This window comes from Streptomyces sp. NPDC040545 (genome assembly GCF_055595065.1).
This window is the reverse complement of the sequence record NZ_JBVIWA010000007.1, coordinates 295,991-312,609: the sequence shown is the minus strand read 5'-3', so window position 1 is coordinate 312,609 and position 16,619 is coordinate 295,991. Positions and strand designations below refer to the sequence as shown.

The following is a 16,619-nucleotide window of genomic DNA, read 5'->3' as shown; positions in this document are numbered from 1 at the left end:
AGGACAACACCGGAGACGGCATCCCCGACATCTGGGGAGTCCAGGCCTCCGACGGCCACCAGTACTACTTCCAGGGCGGCACCACCGGCTACGGCGACGCCACCGGACGCGACGAAGACGGCTGGAGCACCTTCCTCACCATCGGATAAGCCACAACAACACCACACACGCACGACACAGGCGCCCTCCCCCAACAACACCGGGGAGGGCGCCGTTCTTCTGTCACCTGGGGGTGGTGCGAGCGCTGCCGGCGGAGTTTCAGAGACCTTCCTGGTCCCGGTCGTGGTCCTCGTGGTCCGGATGCCCGTCGGAGTCCTGCTCCGGGCAGGAGGGCCGGCCCAGGATGCCGGCCTGGGCGATGAGATAGCCGAGCTGCGCGCGGCTGCCGCTGCCGAGGGTGGTGGCGAGCTTGGCGATGTGCGCCCGGCAGGTACGGACATTCATGCCGAGGCGGCGCGCGATGGCCTCGTCGACGTGGCCCTCGATCAGGAGCTGGGCGATGGTCCGCTGCACGCCTGAGATCCCGCCGGGGGTGCTGCGGTAGGTCACTTCCTCCTGGAGGGGCACCGCGCGGTGCCACAGCTGCTCGAAGACCTTGATGAGGTAGTCGACCAGGCCCGGGTGGCGCAGCTCCAGGGCGACCCGGCGGTCGTCGCTCACGGGGATGAAGGCCACCGTGCGGTCGAAGATGATCAGGCGTTCGATCAGCTCCTCCAGGGTGCGGATCTCCACCTTGCCCGTCGAGATCCGCTCCACGTAGGCGAGCGTGCCCTGGCTGTGCCGTGCGGTGTGCTGGTACAGGGTCCGTATGCTGACCCCGCGGTCGATCAGCGGCTGGTCGCGCTCCAGGGCCTGGGTGAGGGCCAGGGAGGGCCGGGCGCCGCCCGGCTGGACCGTCAGCACCTCGGTATGACATTCGGCCGTCGCGAGGTTCAGGGCGGCATTGATCTGTTCGAAGCCCTCCAGCACCGTGATGGCGTGCGTGTTGGCCGGGCTCTGTGCGCTGATGGCCAGGAAAGGCTCGAAAGTGTCGGTGAGATCTACAGCGCTGCGCCGGCGGTCCTGGATCTCGCGTTCAATCGGATGGAGCCGTTGAGCCAAAGCTACGGACGGGGGAACCGGACGGAGCTGGTTCGCGTCATCCGGGTCGGGCTGCAGGAGAGCGAATTCAAGCAGGCAGGGGGCGTTCTGGATCTCGCCCCGGGCGATCCGGCCGGTGCTCAGCGCGGTCGCGTAGAGCCGCGTCCCCTCGGCGCACATGGACGTCACAGGGTGGGGATGTGTCGCCTTTGTCTGGTTTCGCGTCAAATCTCCACCCCCCAGGGTCCTGAACATGCAAGAACATGATGCATCGTCCCTGTGGCATTGACGTGCCTGAATGAGCCATCGTCTGTCACGCGGGGGAGAGGATTCCATCAAGTGAGGACGAAGCCGACCATGTACAAGAGAATGCTTCGCTCGGTGCTTGCCATAGTTTTCTCCGCCGTTGCGGTTTTTGGGGCAGTCAGCGCCGTCGAAAGTGACGCGGGGAGCGCTAGGGACGGTCAGGGCACGAGCCTGACGAGCACGGACGACACGGGCTGGACCACGGCGCCCGCGGGTAAGTACGCGGACACCGGATGGACCAGCGGCCTGCTGGGCGGAAACGGCGATACGGGTTGGACCGATGCGCCTGTGACGGTGTCCGCATGACCCCCGACGATCGCGGCTTCCGCCGCGAGATGGCCTCCGCCTACCGTTCGGGCTGGCAGTTCATCGATCTCGCCACGGCCATCCCCCACCCTGGCGACTCGTTGATGGTCACCCTGTTCGGCCAACCGATCGTCGTCGTGCGCGAGGAGGACGAGGACGTACGTGCCTACCGGTGCCTGCGCCGCCCGCGGGGCGCGCCGCAGCCCGTCCGCTGCGAGGTGCGCTACGGAATGGTCTTCGTCAATCTCGATCAGCGTGACCACCAGCTCTTCGAACCCGATATCACCACCGCCACCCCCCGCAGTGCCTGAAGCGATTCCCCCGTCGTTCCAGATCGCTCAGGCGCTACCCCCACACAACGGCGCCATCGTGGACCTGACCACGATGGCGCCGTTGTGATGTCCGCGTCCAGTGCGCGAACCGGACAAGATGAAGAATCAACGGCTCACGCGCGCCCCATGGCCCGGTCCAGGGTGATCTCCATGACGACCCGGTCGGGATTGGGCGAGGGCGTGCGCCCGTAGCGCTCCGCGTAGCGCGCGACCGCGTCGGCGACCGACGCCTCGTCCGTGCGGATCACTGCGCGGCCCTCCAGCGTGGCCCAGCGGCGCCCTTCCATCTGGCAGACCGCGACCCGCGCGCCCACCGGCGCGCCGTCCGGCCGCTCCGCCTGCGCCTCCTGCGCCTCGTGCACCTCCTGCGCCGCCAGGATGTTGCGCACCTTCTTGCTGTGCCGGTTGCTGATCACCCGGGCCAGGCCGGCCTCCGGGTCGTACGTCACCCCCACCGGCACCACGTGCGGCGTGCCGTCGGGGCGCGGGGTGGTCAGGGTGCAGACGTGCCGCTCCCGCCAGAAGGCGAGGTACTCGGGCGTCGGGTTGAGTACGTCATGGGACATGGCCCGAAGGGTACGGGGCAACGGTGTCCCCACTTGCCTTGAGTGGAATAGACTCAACTTTGCATACGCTGACTCTGTCAGTGTTGTCGTGGGAGCTACCCCTCGGGGAGAGGAGAAGTCGCAGTGGACGCCGAACTGACCAACAAGAGCCGCGACGCGCTGAACGCGGCCACCAGCAGGGCCGTCAAGGACGGTCATGCGGACCTGACCCCCGCGCACCTGCTGCTGGCCCTCCTCGCCGGCGAGGACAACGAGAACGTCATCGACCTGCTGGTCGCCACCGACGCCGACCAGGCCGCCGTGCGGGCCGGGGCCGAGCGGCTGCTCGCCGCCCTGCCCAGCGTCACCGGCTCCACCGTCGCGCCCCCGCAGCCCACCCGGGACCTGCTCGCCGTACTCGCCGAGGCGGACGCGCAGGCCGGCAAGCTCGGCGACGACTACCTCTCCACCGAACACCTCCTCATCGCCCTCGCCGCCAAGGGCGGCGCGGCCGGCGAGGTCCTTTCCACCCAGGGCGCGACGGCGAAGAAGCTGCTCGACGCCTTCGAGAACGCACGAGGAGGACGGCGGGTGACCACCCCCGACCCCGAGGGCCAGTACAAGGCCCTGGAGAAGTTCGGCACCGACTTCACGGCAGCGGCGCGTGAGGGCAAGCTCGACCCGGTCATCGGCCGTGACCATGAGATCCGGCGCGTCGTCCAGGTGCTCTCGCGCCGGACGAAGAACAACCCCGTGCTCATCGGCGAGCCCGGCGTCGGCAAGACCGCCGTCGTCGAGGGCCTGGCCCAGCGCATCGTCAAGGGAGACGTCCCCGAGTCCCTGAAGAACAAGCGCCTCGTCTCCCTGGACCTCGGCGCGATGGTCGCCGGCGCCAAGTACCGCGGCGAGTTCGAGGAGCGGCTGAAGACCGTACTGGCCGAGATCAAGTCGAGCGACGGCCAGATCATCACCTTCATCGACGAGCTGCACACGGTCGTCGGCGCGGGCGCCGGCGGCGACTCCGCCATGGACGCGGGCAACATGCTCAAGCCCATGCTGGCCCGCGGCGAGCTGCGGATGGTCGGCGCGACCACGCTCGACGAGTACCGCGAGCGGATCGAGAAGGACCCGGCGCTGGAGCGGCGCTTCCAGCAGGTGCTGGTCGCCGAGCCGTCCGTCGAGGACACGATCGCGATCCTGCGCGGCCTCAAGGGCCGCTACGAGGCGCACCACAAGGTCGTCATCAACGACAGCGCGCTGGTGGCCGCCGCGACGCTCTCCGACCGGTACATCACCTCCCGCTTCCTCCCCGACAAGGCCATCGACCTCGTCGACGAGGCCGCGTCCCGGCTGCGCATGGAGATCGACTCCTCCCCGCTGGAGATCGACGAGCTCCAGCGTTCCGTGGACCGCCTGCGGATGGAGGAGCTGGCCCTGAAGAACGAGTCCGACCCGGCCTCGATCGAGCGCCTGGAGAAGATCCGCAAGGACCTCGCGGACCGGGAGGAGGAGCTGCGCGGGCTGACCGCCCGCTGGGAGAAGGAGAAGCAGTCCCTCAACCGCGTCGGTGAGCTCAAGGAGCGCCTGGACGACCTGCGCGGGCAGGCCGAGCGCGCCCAGCGTGACGGCGACTTCGACACCGCCTCCAAGCTGCTCTACGGGGAGATCCCGGCTCTGGAGCGCGAGCTGGCCGAGGCCACGGAGGAGGAGGAAGAGGCCTCCAAGACCGGACACTCCAAGGACTCGATGGTCAAGGACGAGGTCGGACCCGACGACATCGCCGACGTGGTGGGCGCCTGGACCGGCATCCCGGCCGGCCGGCTGCTGGAGGGCGAGACCCAGAAGCTGCTGCGCATGGAGGACGAGCTGGGCCGCCGCCTGATCGGCCAGGGCGAGGCCGTACGGGCCGTGTCCGACGCCGTGCGCCGCACCCGGGCCGGCATCGCCGACCCGGACCGCCCGACCGGTTCCTTCCTCTTCCTCGGCCCGACGGGCGTGGGCAAGACGGAGCTGGCCAAGGCGCTCGCGGACTTCCTCTTCGACGACGAACGGGCCATGGTCCGCATCGACATGTCGGAGTACGGCGAGAAGCACAGCGTGGCCCGTCTCGTCGGTGCCCCGCCCGGCTACGTCGGCTACGAGGAGGGCGGTCAGCTCACCGAGGCCGTGCGCCGCCGCCCGTACAGCGTGGTGCTCCTGGACGAGGTGGAGAAGGCCCACCCCGAGGTCTTCGACGTCCTGCTCCAGGTCCTGGACGACGGCCGGCTCACGGACGGCCAGGGCCGCACCGTGGACTTCCGCAACGCCATCCTGATCCTCACCTCGAACCTGGGCAGCCAGTTCCTGGTGGATCCGCTGACCCCGCCGGAGCAGAAGAAGCAGCAGGTCCTGGACGTGGTGCGGGCCTCCTTCAAGCCGGAGTTCCTCAACCGCCTGGACGACCTGGTGGTCTTCTCCGCGCTGACCCAGGACGAGCTCGCGCACATCGCGCAGCTCCAGATCGGACGCCTGGCCCGGCGCCTGGCCGACCGCAGGCTGTCCCTGGACGTCACGCCCGAGGCCCTGGCCTGGCTGGCCGAGAAGGGCAACGACCCGGCGTACGGCGCCCGGCCGCTGCGCCGCCTGATCCAGACGGCGATCGGCGACCGGCTGGCGAAGGAGATCCTCTCCGGCGAGGTCCGGGACGGCGACACCGTACGGGTCGACGTCGCGGGCGAGGACCTGCTGGTCGGCAAGGCCCTCTGAGCGGGGCGCCGTCGTCAGGAGACCAGCCCAGGACACCAGCCCAGGACACCGGCTCAGATCGGCGTCGGCCGCCTCAGGAGGCGTCGAAGCGGATCTTCGCGGTCGTCCCGACCTCCGGAGTGATCCGCAGCCGCAGCCCGGCCGCCCGGCCGGGCTGCGGCTCGTCGTGGGCGAGGGCGAAGCACCCCTCGCTCTCCGGGTCGTAGTTCTCCGGCCGGGGACCGGGGCAGACGACCTGCTCCGGCGCCTTCGGGAAGGACGCGAGCCACGCCTCGACATCGGCGTGCTCGATGCGGAACGTGCCCAGGACCGTCGCACGGCCGTCCGCCGCCCCGGTCCGGTCGCACGTGCCGTCCCGCAGGCCCGCCGGCGGGGCCATCCGGGCGAACGCCATCACCTCCGCGCAGTCGGCCGTCCCCCGGGGGCCGCCTTCGTCGCCCGGATCCTCCGTGACCTGCCACAGCACCACGGCGCACACGGCGGCACCGACGGCCAGCGCCGGCCCCATGACCAGCTTGAATGTGCCGCGCAGGGCCATGCGCCCCCCTTACCTGGTTCTTACTCGGTTCTTACTCGTTCCGCCCGGAGCGGATCGTACGTGCGGGGCTGGACACAAGGTGGGCGCGATGGGGGAGGATGCAGGTATCCGCACGAAGGGAAAACACGGTGAGCATCGACCCGGCCTCGATTCCGAACTTCGGAGGGCAGCAGCCCGATCCGCAGGCCACAGGACCGGCGGGCCCCGTCGTCCCCGACCAGGATCTGGTCAAGCAGCTGCTGGAGCAGATGGAGCTCAAGTACGTCGTCGACGACGAGGGTGACCTCGCGGCGCCGTGGGAGGAGTTCCGCACGTACTTCATGTTCCGCGGCGAGGACGAGCAGCAGGTCTTCTCGGTGCGGACCTTCTACGACCGTCCGCACAAGATCGACGAGAAGCCGCAGCTTCTCGAGTCGATCGACGACTGGAACCGCCGCACCCTGTGGCCGAAGGTCTACAGCCACACCCACGACGACGGCTCGGTCCGCCTGATCGGTGAGGCGCAGATGCTGATCGGCACCGGCGTCAACCTGGAGCACTTCGTGTCCTCCACGGTCAGCTGGGTCCGCGCGTCCATCGAGTTCGACAAGTGGCTCGTCGAGCAGCTCGGCCTGGAGCAGGACATCGACTCCACCGACGGCGACGACGACGACAGCAACGGCGACACCAACAGCTAGCCGTTACAGCGGTACACGGGCGATCAGCAGCAGATACAGCCCGTAGCCGTAACCGAGCCCGGCCACCACCGCGGTCACCACGACCGCGGTGCGCGGCCGGGCTCTCGCCATGACGGCGGCCAGCGGCAGGAGCAGCGGGAAGGCCGGCAGCAGGAAGCGCGGCTTGGACTCGAAGAAGCCGGCCCCGCCGAAGCCGATGACCAGCAGGACCGTGGTGTACGCGAGCAGCGGCAGCGGGGTGCGGTCCAGGAGCAGCAGCACCGCCAGCAGCCCGGCCATGGCCAGCAGGACCACCGTCACGGTGGTGGCGAGCGGCACGTGCCCGCCGGTCAGCACCCGTTCGGCGGAGCGCAGCGCCCCGACGCCGAAATCGAAGCGGGAGCCCCAGCCGCGCTGCACGGCGAAGTAGCCGCCGAAGGGGTCGCTGACCTTCACCCCGACGGCCAGGACGTACGCCGTCCAGCCGGCCGGCGCCACCAGCCCGGCCAGCCACACCTCGGGTGCCCGGGATCTTCGTACGACGATCGCGTACAGGGCCATGGCCGAGACGGCGGCCGCCACGGCCAGCCCGGTGGGCCGGGTCAGCCCGGCCGCTACGGCCAGGCCGGCGGCCCACAGCCAGCGGTCGCGCAGCAGGGCGTACAGCGCCCAGGAGGCGAGGGCGGCCAGCAGGGCCTCGGTATAGGCGAGGGTGAGCACCACCGCGTGCGGCAGGGCCGCCCACAGCCCCACGAGCAGCAGTCCGGCGCGCGGGCCGATCACCCGCTCCCCGACCCGGTAGATCCCGAGGGCGGCCACGGCGGCGGAGACCCACGCGACGAGGAGCGCGGCGGGGACCATCCCGCCGGGCAGTATCGAGGAGACGAGCCGTATCAGGGTGGGGTAGAGCGGGAAGAAGGCGTAGTCGCTCTGGACGGGCCCGGTCCCGGTGACGGCCTCGGGCCACATCAGGGTCCGTCCGTAGCCGTGGGCGGCGATCCGGAGGTACCAGTCCGAGTCCCAGGACCTGCCGAGCACCTTCAGCGGATCCCGCCCGGCCCACCAGGCCCCGAGGCCGAGCACCAGCACCCCGGCCCCGCGCACGGCGGCGAACACCCCGAGCGCGAGCACGGTGGCCGGCGCGGCCGACCGCACGGCCCGGACCGCGCGCATCTCCAGCGGCGACGCGGACACGGCCGCTCTGCCCGTTGCCATGAATCCCGACTCTCCAGCTCGCGGTGGGTCCGCTCACCCGGCGGTGAGGGCTTCGGGCACTTGCACGACGCACAGCTTCACACCGGCCCTACAACCCCGCAAGGACGCGGGGTGGCCGGTGTGGGAACGGCCCATCCGAAAGCGATCGCCGGGACGCTGCTCAGAGCCGGCGCACCCGCTCGGCGGCCTCGCGCAGGACGTCCTCGCGCTTGCAGAAGGGCAAGGCGTGAGCATCGGCTGCGTCCGCTCGACGGGGAGGACCTGGGTCCGGTCGAGGCGGGCGGGTGAGCCCGAAGAAGGGCGATCGTGTCAGCGTTCCGCCGCTGAGCGGATGGAACGTCGTCTTCGGGACAACCGATGCGGTGACGGGGTGGGAGGAGCTGTGCTGCGCTGCACAGCGCCCACCGCTGCCTTGAGGCGCTGCGCACCGACCCGTTGTCGCGTGACAACTGGAACCGTCAGCATCAGCTCCGTGGAAGGCTCGCCACGAAGGAGCGGAAGGGATCGCTGCTGGACCAGGGGGAGTTCGAGGTCACAAGCGGTGGCCGCGTGCGCTACCTGGTCAGCCCTGAGACATCGACCGTCGTTCTCGTATACGCGTCTACTCGGCACCCGAAGGACACTGAACAGCTCGTCTCTCCCGTGCGGCACGGGGCCGGCTGAAAGGCCGGGCCCCACGCCCGCACGTCCATCTGGCTCGCTCTCAGCGGGCCAGCCGACCGAGGCGCTCAACCGCCTCCTGCAATACAACCGTCCGCTTGCAGAAGGCCCAGCGGACCTGCGTCCGGCCCGCGGCCTTGTCGTCGTAGAAGACCTGGTTCGGGATGGCGACCACGCCGCAGCGTTCCGGGAGGGCGCGGCAGAAGGCGAGGCCGTCCTTCTCGCCCAGGGGGGTGATGTCGGTGGTGATGAAGTACGTGCCCTGCGGGCGGAAGACCTCGAAGCCGGCCGCCGCGAGGCCGTCGGCGAGGATGTCGCGCTTGGCGGCCAGGTCGGCGCGGAAGGCGTCGTAGTAGCTGTCGGGCAGGGCGAGGGCCTCGGCGATCGCGTACTGGAAGGGGCCCGAGGAGACGTAGGTGAGGAACTGCTTCGCCGAGCGGACCGCCGTGATCAGCTCCGGGGGCGCGGTGACCCAGCCGACCTTCCAGCCCGTGAACGAGAAGGTCTTCCCGGCCGAGGAGATGGTGACCGTGCGCTCGCGCATGCCGGGCAGGCCCGCCAGGGGGGTGTGGGCGCCCTCGAAGACGAGGTGCTCGTACACCTCGTCCGTGACGACCAGCAGGTCGCGCTCGACCGCCAGCTCGGCGATCGCCGAGAGCTCGGCCGGGGTCAGGACGGTGCCCGTCGGGTTGTGCGGGGTGTTCAGGAGCAGCAGGCGGGTGCGCGGGGTGACGGCGGCGCGCAGTTCGTCCAGGTCGAGGGCGAAGGCTCCGGCGTGCGGGCGCAGGGTGACGGGGACGCGTACCGCGCCGGCCATGGCGATGCAGGCCGCGTACGAGTCGTAGTACGGCTCCAGGGCGATGACCTCGTCGCCCGGCTCCAGCAGGGCGAGGAGGGAGGCGGCGATGGCCTCCGTGGCGCCCGCCGTGACGAGGACCTCGGTGTCGGGGTCGAGGCCGAGCCCGTAGAAGCGCTGCTGGTGTGCGGCGATCGCGGTGCGCAGCTCGGGGACGCCGGGGCCGGGCGGGTACTGGTTGCCGAGTCCCGTGAGGACCGCGCGGGAGGCCGTCTCGGCGATCTGCGCGGGGCCGTCGGTGTCGGGGAAACCCTGGCCGAGGTTGATCGAACCGGTGCGCGCGGCCAGCGCCGACATCTCCGCGAAGATCGTCGTGCCGAAGGCCGCCAGGCGGCGGTTCAGGAAGGGGCGGTCGCTGCTCACGGGGGTGGTCATGGTCGTCATCCTGAGGGCAACCTCTGGACTTCCTCAAGTGTGCTTTGGGCCGCGCGGACCCGGGGCATCCCTTCTTCACGCGGGACGCGGGGATCCCGCTCCCCCGGGAAGACCGGGGCGTGAGAGAAGGGCGGACCGCATGTTCGTCTTCATCGTTGGCGCATTCCTGATCATCGCGTTCGTCGTGGTGATCGCAGCCCGTTCGGCCAAGAGCGGGCAGACCGGGGGCCGCCGCAAGAGCAGCGGCAGCTCGTGGGTGGACGGGGGCGGAGGCTCGGGCTGTGGCTCTTCCTCGTCCTGCGGCTCGTCGTCCTCGTGCGGCGGCGGGGGGTGCGGTTCCAGCTGACACGGGGCAGCCCGGCACCGCATGGAGGAGGGCGTTCGACGGTCCCGTTTCCGTCGGGCGTCCTCGTCGTTCGCCCCTGCGTGACGACTCGTTCGCCGATGCATGACGACGCGCGGGACGCAACCTGTTGAACACGTGAACTGCGGAGCCCCCGGGGGGATGTAAACCCCAGCAAGTTGGGTAAAAACGCTGTGAGTGCCGTGCCTTTCATGATTCCCTCGGTTGAGTAGACCAGTCCTCGGACCTCCCTGGACTTCCTGTGGACCCGTGCCGGTTTCCCCCCACCCGTGCTTGCTACCGCTGGCGGGCCCCGGCCCATCTCCCTCGCGCGTTTGCGGAGCCGACTCATGCTCACGACCCTCCAGACCTCATACACCGACACGCGTGCCGCCGATCTCGCCTGGGCCCTGGGTCGGGACCGGCTGCCCGCCCTGGCCGTACTGAACCTCGAACTTTCGGGTGCGAAGGTGGAGTTGCGCCTGCTCGGCGCGTCCCACCAGGTGCTTCTGGAGGAGGGGGAGGTGCTCTGCTCGGAGACCGTCGCCTGTATGCCCGGCAGCAGTACGCCGCTGCCGCTCGGCGTGGCCAAGCGGGTGGGCGACTGGGAGTACGAGTTCGCCGCGCGGGTCGAGACCCTCTCCCGCGGCTCCTTCGCCGGGCGGGCCCAGGAGTTGCTCGCACTGGTGGCCGATCACCCGAACGGACTGGCGGGGACCTTTCCCGGAAGTCCGCACGCCTTCACCGCCATGCTCGCGCAGCGCTACGAGGGCCAGGTGCGCTGGCGGACCTGGCACGCGTACCCGCAGGAGGGCCAGCTGGTGGCCACCCGGACGCGGGTGGGCGCACGGATCGGGGCACCCGCCGCGGCGGCCCTGGAATCACCCGCGCTGCTGTAGCGGGCGCCGGGGCGCGATTATCCCGCCATGGTTACGCCAACTGGCGGGATCAGTACGCCACTTGCACCCATGTGGGTGACCGGATGCAGCGAGGCGGTGACGTACGGTTCGCTGCATGATCGACCGTTCCGTCCCGCGCCGGGTGCTCCCGGCTCCGGAGCCTCGGGGCGCCGCGACCGTCCCGGCCGCCCTGCCCGTACGGCCCCGGACCGGCCGACTCCTCGTCCTGGCCACCGTATTCATCTGCGCCGCCTGCGGGCTCGTGTACGAGCTGGAGCTGCTCGCCCTCGGCACCTACCTCATCGGCGACTCCGTCACCCAGGCGTCGGTCGTGCTGTCCGTCATGGTCTTCGCCATGGGCGTCGGCTCCCTGCTCGCCAAGCGCTTCCGCCACCGGCCCGCCTTCGGTTTCGGCGCCATCGAGGCCGCGCTGGCCCTCCTCGGCGGGCTGTCGGCCATGGCGCTGTACGCGAGCTTCGCCTGGCTGGGGGAGTCCCGCCCCGCGCTCGTCGCCTTCTCCTTCGCCATCGGGGTGCTCATCGGCGCGGAGATCCCGCTGCTGATGGTCCTCATCCAGCGCATCCGCAGACAGGACGCGGGCGGGGCCGTCGCCGACCTGTTCGCCGCCGACTACGTGGGCGCCCTCGTCGGCGGCCTCGCCTTCCCCTTCCTGCTGCTCCCGGTGCTCGGCCAGCTCACCGGCGCCATGGTCACCGGCACCGTCAACGTGATCGTCGGCGGAGGGCTGGTCCTGTGGCTGTTCCGCCCGGATCTGAGCAGGCGCTGCCGCTGGCTGCTGATCGGCGCGAACGTGACCGTCCTGGCCGTGCTCGCCTCCGCGACCGTCCTCGCCGACGACTTCGAGCGGACCGCCCGGCGCGCCGTCTACGGCGGGGAGGTGCGGGTCGCCGTCCAGACCGGGGTGCAGGAGCTGGTGCTCACCGGACCGCGGACCGGTTCCCCGCGCTCCCTCGACCTCTACCTGGACGGACGGCTGCGGGTCAGCGGCTACGACGAGTACCGCTACCACGAGGCCCTGGTCCACCCCGCGATGACCGGCCCGCACACCCGCGTCCTGGTCCTCGGCGGCGGTGACGGGCTGGCCGCGCGCGAGGTGCTCCGCTACCGGGACGTCTCCTCCGTCACCGTTGTCGAACTCGACCCCGGGGTGGTCCGCCTGGCCCGCACCGATCCGATGCTCTCCGCGCTCAACGCCCGGGTGTACGAGGACCCGCGCCTCGCCGTCGTCACACAGGACGCCTTCCGCTGGCTGCGGGGGCCGGCCGCCGGCGACCGCTTCGACGTCATCGTCTCCGACCTCCCCGACCCGGGCATCACCCCCAGCACGAAGCTGTACTCGCAGGAGTTCTACGGGCTGGCCGCGCGGGCCTTGCGCCCCGGGGGCCGCATCGCCGTGCACGCCGGACCGCTGGCCACGCGCCCGCGTGCGTACTGGACCGTCGACTCCACCCTGCGCGCGGCCGGCCTGCGCACCGCCCCCTACAGTGCGGGCGGCCGCCTCACGGGCTTCGCCGCCGGCCCCGACCGCACCCCCCACGGCGTGACCGACGCACCGCCGCAGGATTGGGGCTTCGTCCTGGCCGCCAGGGACGCGGATCCGCACCTGCGCGTGGACCGCGACACGCCCGCCCTGCGCTCGCTGTCGACCCGCTCCCTGCAGGACGCCGCACGTGACGCGGAACGCACCCGGGTGCCCGGACTGCCGCCGTCGACGCTGCCGCACCCGCGGTATTCGTGACCCGGTGCGGGTCTCGTCGGTAGGCTCGACCACATGGAGCATCAGGTGTTCGTCCCGGTACCGGCAGACGATCTCCGCGCTGTGCTGCGCGACCCCGCCCGGGTGGCCCGGTGCGTGCCGGGACTCCAGCAGGATGCCGACACCGATGCCGGGCCGGTCTCGGGTCGGCTCAAGGTCCGGGTCGGCGGGAGCACCGTGACCTACCGGGGCGCCCTGGCCGTCACCGAGCGCGACCCCGGGCACTTCACCTTCGAGGGTGAGGGCGCGGAGGTCCGGGGCAGCGGGACCGTGAAGTTCGCCCTCGGCCTGCGGCTGGTCCCGATCCCGGACGGGACCCGCCTCGACTTCACCGCCGAGGTCACCGCCGACGGACGCGCCGCCGCCTTCCCGGCGGAGGCCGCGACCACCGCCGTACGGCGGCTGCTGGACCGGGCCGCCGGACAGCTGACCCTCGGCTCCGCGCCCGACGCCGTGAGCGACCCGGTGGCCGAAGCCGAGGAAGCCGAGGAAGCGGAGGGCGGCGAAGGCGGAGAGGACGCAGCGGGTCCGGGGTCAGGCGAGGACGACGTCACCGAGGTCACCGCCTCCCTCTTCGAGACCGACGTACCGCCGCCGTCCCTGGACCCCTTCCTCGCCGGCCGGCTCGAGGGCCCCGACGGAGCCCCCCGGCCCCCGGCCGAGGCCGCCCACGCCCGCCGCACCATGATCGGCCGCAGCGCGGAGGAGGTGGACCACGCGCCGCCGCGCGGGCGGTACGCCCCGGTCCCCGCGCCCGCCTCCGCCGGCGCCGGTGACAGCCTGCGCTGGATCGCCCCGGCCGCCGCCTTCGCGCTCGCCTCGGCAGTCGTCATCGGCCGTGCCCTGCGGCGCCGTCGCTGATCAGCGGGCCCGGCCGCATTAGGGTCGACGGCATGAGTACGCAACTGAGCGCCGGCGGCGCCGAGGTGACGGTCGACCAGGAGAACGGCTGCCGGATCAGCAGCCTGGGCATCGACGGAACGGAACTGCTGCGCCAGGGGCCGAGGTTCGGGGCCTTTCCGATGGTCCCCTGGTGCGGCCGGACGGCGAACGGGCAGTTCCGCGACGGCGCGACAGTCCATCAGATGCCGCTCAACCACCCGCCGCACGCTCTCCACGGCTTCGGCCGCGACGCGCCCTGGCGCCCGGCCGGGGCCACCGCCACCGAGGCCGCCTTCACCTACGACCTCACCGACCCGTGGCCCTACCCCGGCCGCGTGACCCAGGTCGTCACGCTCGCCGAGGACTCGCTGACCCTCACCATGGGCGTCGAGACGTACGGGGACTCCTTCCCGGCCCAGGTCGGCTGGCACCCGTGGTTCCTGCGCAACCTCGGCACCGGCGGGCCGGACGCGGAGGTCTCCTTCGAGCCCGCGTGGCAGGAGGAGCGCGGCGCCGACCACATCCCCACCGGCAACCGCATCGACCCGAAGCCCCGCCCCTGGGACGACTGCTTCGGCATGCCGCACGGCGTCGACGTCACCCTCACCTGGCCCGGCGCCCTCGAACTGCGGGTCACCAGCAGGGCCGAATGGGTGGTCATCTACGACGAGGAGCCCGAGGCCGTCTGCGTGGAGCCCCAGTCGGGTCCGCCGAACGGACTGAACACCCTCCCGCGCCTGGTCACCCCGGTGGATCCGCTGGAGGTCTCCACCACCTGGACATGGCGCCGGCTCGGCTAGGCCCTCTACTCGGCCCCCTCTAAGCTCAGAGCATGAGTGACGTACGCGATGCGCTTCTGCAGCAGATCAAGGACAAGGCCGTCGTGCACGGCAAGGTGATCCTCTCCTCCGGTCGTGAGGCCGACTACTACATCGACCTCCGCCGGATCACCCTCGACGGCGAGGCGGCCCCGCTGGTCGGCCAGGTCATGCTCGACCTCACGGCCGACCTCGACTTCGACTGCGTCGGCGGTCTGACCCTGGGCGCCGACCCGGTCGCGACCTCGATGCTGCACGCCTCCGCCGCGCGCGGTGAGCGCCTGGACGCCTTCGTCGTCCGCAAGGCGCAGAAGGCCCACGGCATGCAGCGCCGTATCGAGGGCACCGACGTGAAGGGCAAGCGCTGCCTGGTGGTCGAGGACACCTCGACCACCGGCGGGTCCCCGCTGACCGCCGTCGAGGCGGTCCGCGAGGCCGGCGGCGAGGTCGTCGCCGTTGCCACGATCGTCGACCGCGGTGCGGCCGACGCGATCGCCGCGGCGGGCCTGCCCTACCTCACCGGGTACCTCCTCCAGGATCTCGGCCTCTCCTAGGCCCGGACCGGTCTGACCTGCTCTTTCCCGGGCGCCCGGTGTGTTTCACGTGAAACATCCCGGGCCGTTCGCCCACCACGTGAGACCGGCAGTCTGGACCCCTGCGCTGAGTCTGGAAAGATAGGCGCGACGATGACGTCGCCCCCAGGTCAGGGCCCGCAATAAGCACACTCCCCGCACATCCAAGGAGCCGGCAGATGCCCATCGCAACCCCCGAGGTCTACAACGAGATGCTCGACCGGGCGAAGGCAGGCAAGTTCGCCTACCCGGCCATCAATGTGACCTCCTCCCAGACCCTGCACGCTGCCCTGCGCGGCTTCGCGGAGGCCGAGAGCGACGGCATCATCCAGATCTCCACCGGTGGTGCGGAGTTCCTGGGTGGCCAGTACAACAAGGACATGGTCACCGGCGCGGTCGCCCTGGCCGAGTTCGCGCACATCGTGGCCGCCAAGTACGACATCACGGTCGCCCTGCACACGGACCACTGCCCGAAGGACAAGCTGGACGGCTACGTACGTCCGCTGCTCGACATCTCCGCCGAGCGTGTGGCCCGCGGTCTGAACCCGCTCTTCCAGTCGCACATGTGGGACGGCTCCGCCGAGACCCTGGCCGACAACCTGGCCATCGGCCAGGAACTGCTCGCCAAGGCCGTCGCCGCCAAGATCATCCTTGAGGTCGAGATCACCCCGACCGGCGGCGAGGAGGACGGCGTCAGCCACGAGATCAACGACGAGCTGTACACCACCGTCGACGACGCGATCCGTACCGCCGAGGCCCTCGGCCTGGGCGAGAAGGGCCGCTACCTGCTGGCCGCCTCCTTCGGCAACGTCCACGGCGTCTACAAGCCGGGCAACGTCGTCCTGCGTCCCGAGCTCCTCAAGGACCTCCAGGCCGGTGTCGCCGAGAAGTACGGCAAGGCCTCGCCGTTCGACTTCGTCTTCCACGGCGGCTCGGGCTCCACGGCCGAGGAGATCGCCACCGCGCTGGAGAACGGCGTCGTGAAGATGAACCTCGACACCGACACCCAGTACGCCTTCACCCGCCCGGTCGTGGACCACATGTTCACCAACTACGCCGGTGTGCTGAAGGTCGACGGCGAGGTCGGCACGAAGTCCAAGTACGACCCCCGCACCTGGGGCAAGGCCGCCGAGGCGGGCATGGCCGCGCGCGTCGCCGAGGCCTGCGCGAACCTGCGCTCCTCCGGCACCAAGCTGAAGTAGTCGCCCACAGCGAGCCGCACCGCAGGGCCCGGTCCCCGTCCCACGACGGAGGCCGGGCCCTGCGGCGTTCCCCCCGGCAGGGGTGACGGCGGCGGTGGACGGTGACCGCACGATGGTGTGAACTGCCCCCGGCAGTACGTGCTGGGGGCATGTACGGACCGATCGGTCCGGGCGGGGAGAGGGCTGGTGCACATGAGGGCCGAACGCACGCAGGTGGGGCTCGACGTGATGGCGCAGACCCTCGCGCTCGACCTGGACCGGGAGATCTCGGCGCTCTGCACGAGCATGCTGCCGAGCATCGTGGTCCCGGCGGTGGCGGCCCGGCTCGACACCGCGCCGGGCCGCGGCGCGAGGGTGCTGCACGGTCCGAACGAGGTCCCCCGGTGCGACTGCTCCGCCACGCAGCCGGCCTTGACAGCGCGTCCGCCCGCCACCCGCGAGCCGGTCGGGGCGACCGCCCCCGCGAGCTGACCCGGCCCTCCCCACCTCACGGGCCCGCTCCCGCCCGCGGA

The 16,619-nt window shown here is 71.2% G+C and carries 15 protein-coding genes; 10 read left to right on the top strand and 5 right to left on the bottom strand.

Annotated features, from left to right (window positions below; genetic code table 11):
• Positions 1 to 258: 258 nt before the first annotated feature.
• Positions 259 to 1,335, bottom strand: coding sequence for a helix-turn-helix transcriptional regulator (locus tag ACZ573_RS17315; RefSeq protein WP_471304646.1), 1,077 nt, complete (start codon positions 1,333 to 1,335; stop codon positions 259 to 261).
• 353 nt (positions 1,336 to 1,688) lie between these two features.
• On the opposite strand from ACZ573_RS17315, the gene ACZ573_RS17310 reads away from it, so the two are divergent.
• Positions 1,689 to 2,003 (top strand): Rieske (2Fe-2S) protein, encoded by a 315-nt coding sequence (locus tag ACZ573_RS17310; protein WP_030383724.1) that lies wholly within the window; start codon positions 1,689 to 1,691, stop codon positions 2,001 to 2,003.
• Between the two features lie 134 nt (positions 2,004 to 2,137).
• Here ACZ573_RS17310 and ACZ573_RS17305 read toward each other — a convergent pair whose 3' ends face one another.
• The gene (locus ACZ573_RS17305; protein ID WP_471304642.1) at positions 2,138 to 2,590 is read right to left on the bottom strand and encodes a pyridoxamine 5'-phosphate oxidase family protein; all 453 of its coding nucleotides are present in this window, start codon (positions 2,588 to 2,590) and stop codon (positions 2,138 to 2,140) included.
• A 123-nt stretch (positions 2,591 to 2,713) separates the two neighbouring features.
• On the opposite strand from ACZ573_RS17305, the gene clpB reads away from it, so the two are divergent.
• Positions 2,714 to 5,314 (top strand): ATP-dependent chaperone ClpB, encoded by a 2,601-nt coding sequence (gene clpB / locus ACZ573_RS17300; protein ID WP_471304640.1) that lies wholly within the window; start codon positions 2,714 to 2,716, stop codon positions 5,312 to 5,314.
• Between the two features lie 73 nt (positions 5,315 to 5,387).
• Here clpB and ACZ573_RS17295 read toward each other — a convergent pair whose 3' ends face one another.
• Positions 5,388 to 5,852: a hypothetical protein gene (locus tag ACZ573_RS17295; protein ID WP_471304638.1), complete on the bottom strand. Its 465-nt coding sequence runs from the start codon at positions 5,850 to 5,852 to the stop codon at positions 5,388 to 5,390.
• Between the two features lie 128 nt (positions 5,853 to 5,980).
• Between ACZ573_RS17295 and ACZ573_RS17290 the strand changes: the two genes are divergently transcribed.
• Positions 5,981 to 6,529: a type III secretion system chaperone family protein gene (locus tag ACZ573_RS17290; protein WP_327736563.1), complete on the top strand. Its 549-nt coding sequence runs from the start codon at positions 5,981 to 5,983 to the stop codon at positions 6,527 to 6,529.
• A gap of 3 nt (positions 6,530 to 6,532) precedes the next feature.
• Here the strand turns inward: ACZ573_RS17290 and ACZ573_RS17285 are convergent, their stop codons facing one another.
• The gene (locus tag ACZ573_RS17285) at positions 6,533 to 7,723 is read right to left on the bottom strand and encodes a hypothetical protein (RefSeq protein ID WP_471304636.1); all 1,191 of its coding nucleotides are present in this window, start codon (positions 7,721 to 7,723) and stop codon (positions 6,533 to 6,535) included.
• A 703-nt stretch (positions 7,724 to 8,426) separates the two neighbouring features.
• Positions 8,427 to 9,614 (bottom strand): pyridoxal phosphate-dependent aminotransferase, encoded by a 1,188-nt coding sequence (locus ACZ573_RS17280; RefSeq protein ID WP_471304633.1) that lies wholly within the window; start codon positions 9,612 to 9,614, stop codon positions 8,427 to 8,429.
• Between the two features lie 693 nt (positions 9,615 to 10,307).
• On the opposite strand from ACZ573_RS17280, the gene ACZ573_RS17275 reads away from it, so the two are divergent.
• The 7 genes from ACZ573_RS17275 to ACZ573_RS17245 all read left to right on the top strand — a co-directional run bounded on the left by ACZ573_RS17275 (position 10,308) and on the right by ACZ573_RS17245 (position 16,578).
• Complete coding sequence (locus tag ACZ573_RS17275) at positions 10,308 to 10,856, top strand: DUF2617 family protein (protein WP_471304631.1); 549 nt, start codon at positions 10,308 to 10,310, stop codon at positions 10,854 to 10,856.
• Between the two features lie 115 nt (positions 10,857 to 10,971).
• Positions 10,972 to 12,615 carry a polyamine aminopropyltransferase gene (locus tag ACZ573_RS17270; RefSeq protein ID WP_471304629.1) on the top strand — a complete coding sequence of 548 codons (1,644 nt, stop codon included), beginning with the start codon at positions 10,972 to 10,974 and terminating at the stop codon, positions 12,613 to 12,615.
• Positions 12,616 to 12,648: 33 nt separating this feature from the next.
• Complete coding sequence (locus ACZ573_RS17265; RefSeq protein WP_471304628.1) at positions 12,649 to 13,494, top strand: SRPBCC family protein; 846 nt, start codon at positions 12,649 to 12,651, stop codon at positions 13,492 to 13,494.
• A 32-nt stretch (positions 13,495 to 13,526) separates the two neighbouring features.
• The gene (locus ACZ573_RS17260) at positions 13,527 to 14,315 is read left to right on the top strand and encodes an aldose epimerase family protein (protein WP_471304626.1); all 789 of its coding nucleotides are present in this window, start codon (positions 13,527 to 13,529) and stop codon (positions 14,313 to 14,315) included.
• A gap of 32 nt (positions 14,316 to 14,347) precedes the next feature.
• A complete protein-coding gene (gene pyrE / locus ACZ573_RS17255) occupies positions 14,348 to 14,887 on the top strand; it encodes an orotate phosphoribosyltransferase (RefSeq protein ID WP_351147833.1) in 540 nt (179 codons plus the stop codon).
• Between the two features lie 197 nt (positions 14,888 to 15,084).
• On the top strand, positions 15,085 to 16,107 hold the full coding sequence (gene fbaA, locus ACZ573_RS17250; protein WP_471304623.1) for a class II fructose-bisphosphate aldolase: 1,023 nt from the start codon (positions 15,085 to 15,087) through the stop codon (positions 16,105 to 16,107).
• A gap of 192 nt (positions 16,108 to 16,299) precedes the next feature.
• The gene (locus tag ACZ573_RS17245) at positions 16,300 to 16,578 is read left to right on the top strand and encodes a hypothetical protein (protein ID WP_471304620.1); all 279 of its coding nucleotides are present in this window, start codon (positions 16,300 to 16,302) and stop codon (positions 16,576 to 16,578) included.
• Positions 16,579 to 16,619: the final 41 nt, after the last annotated feature.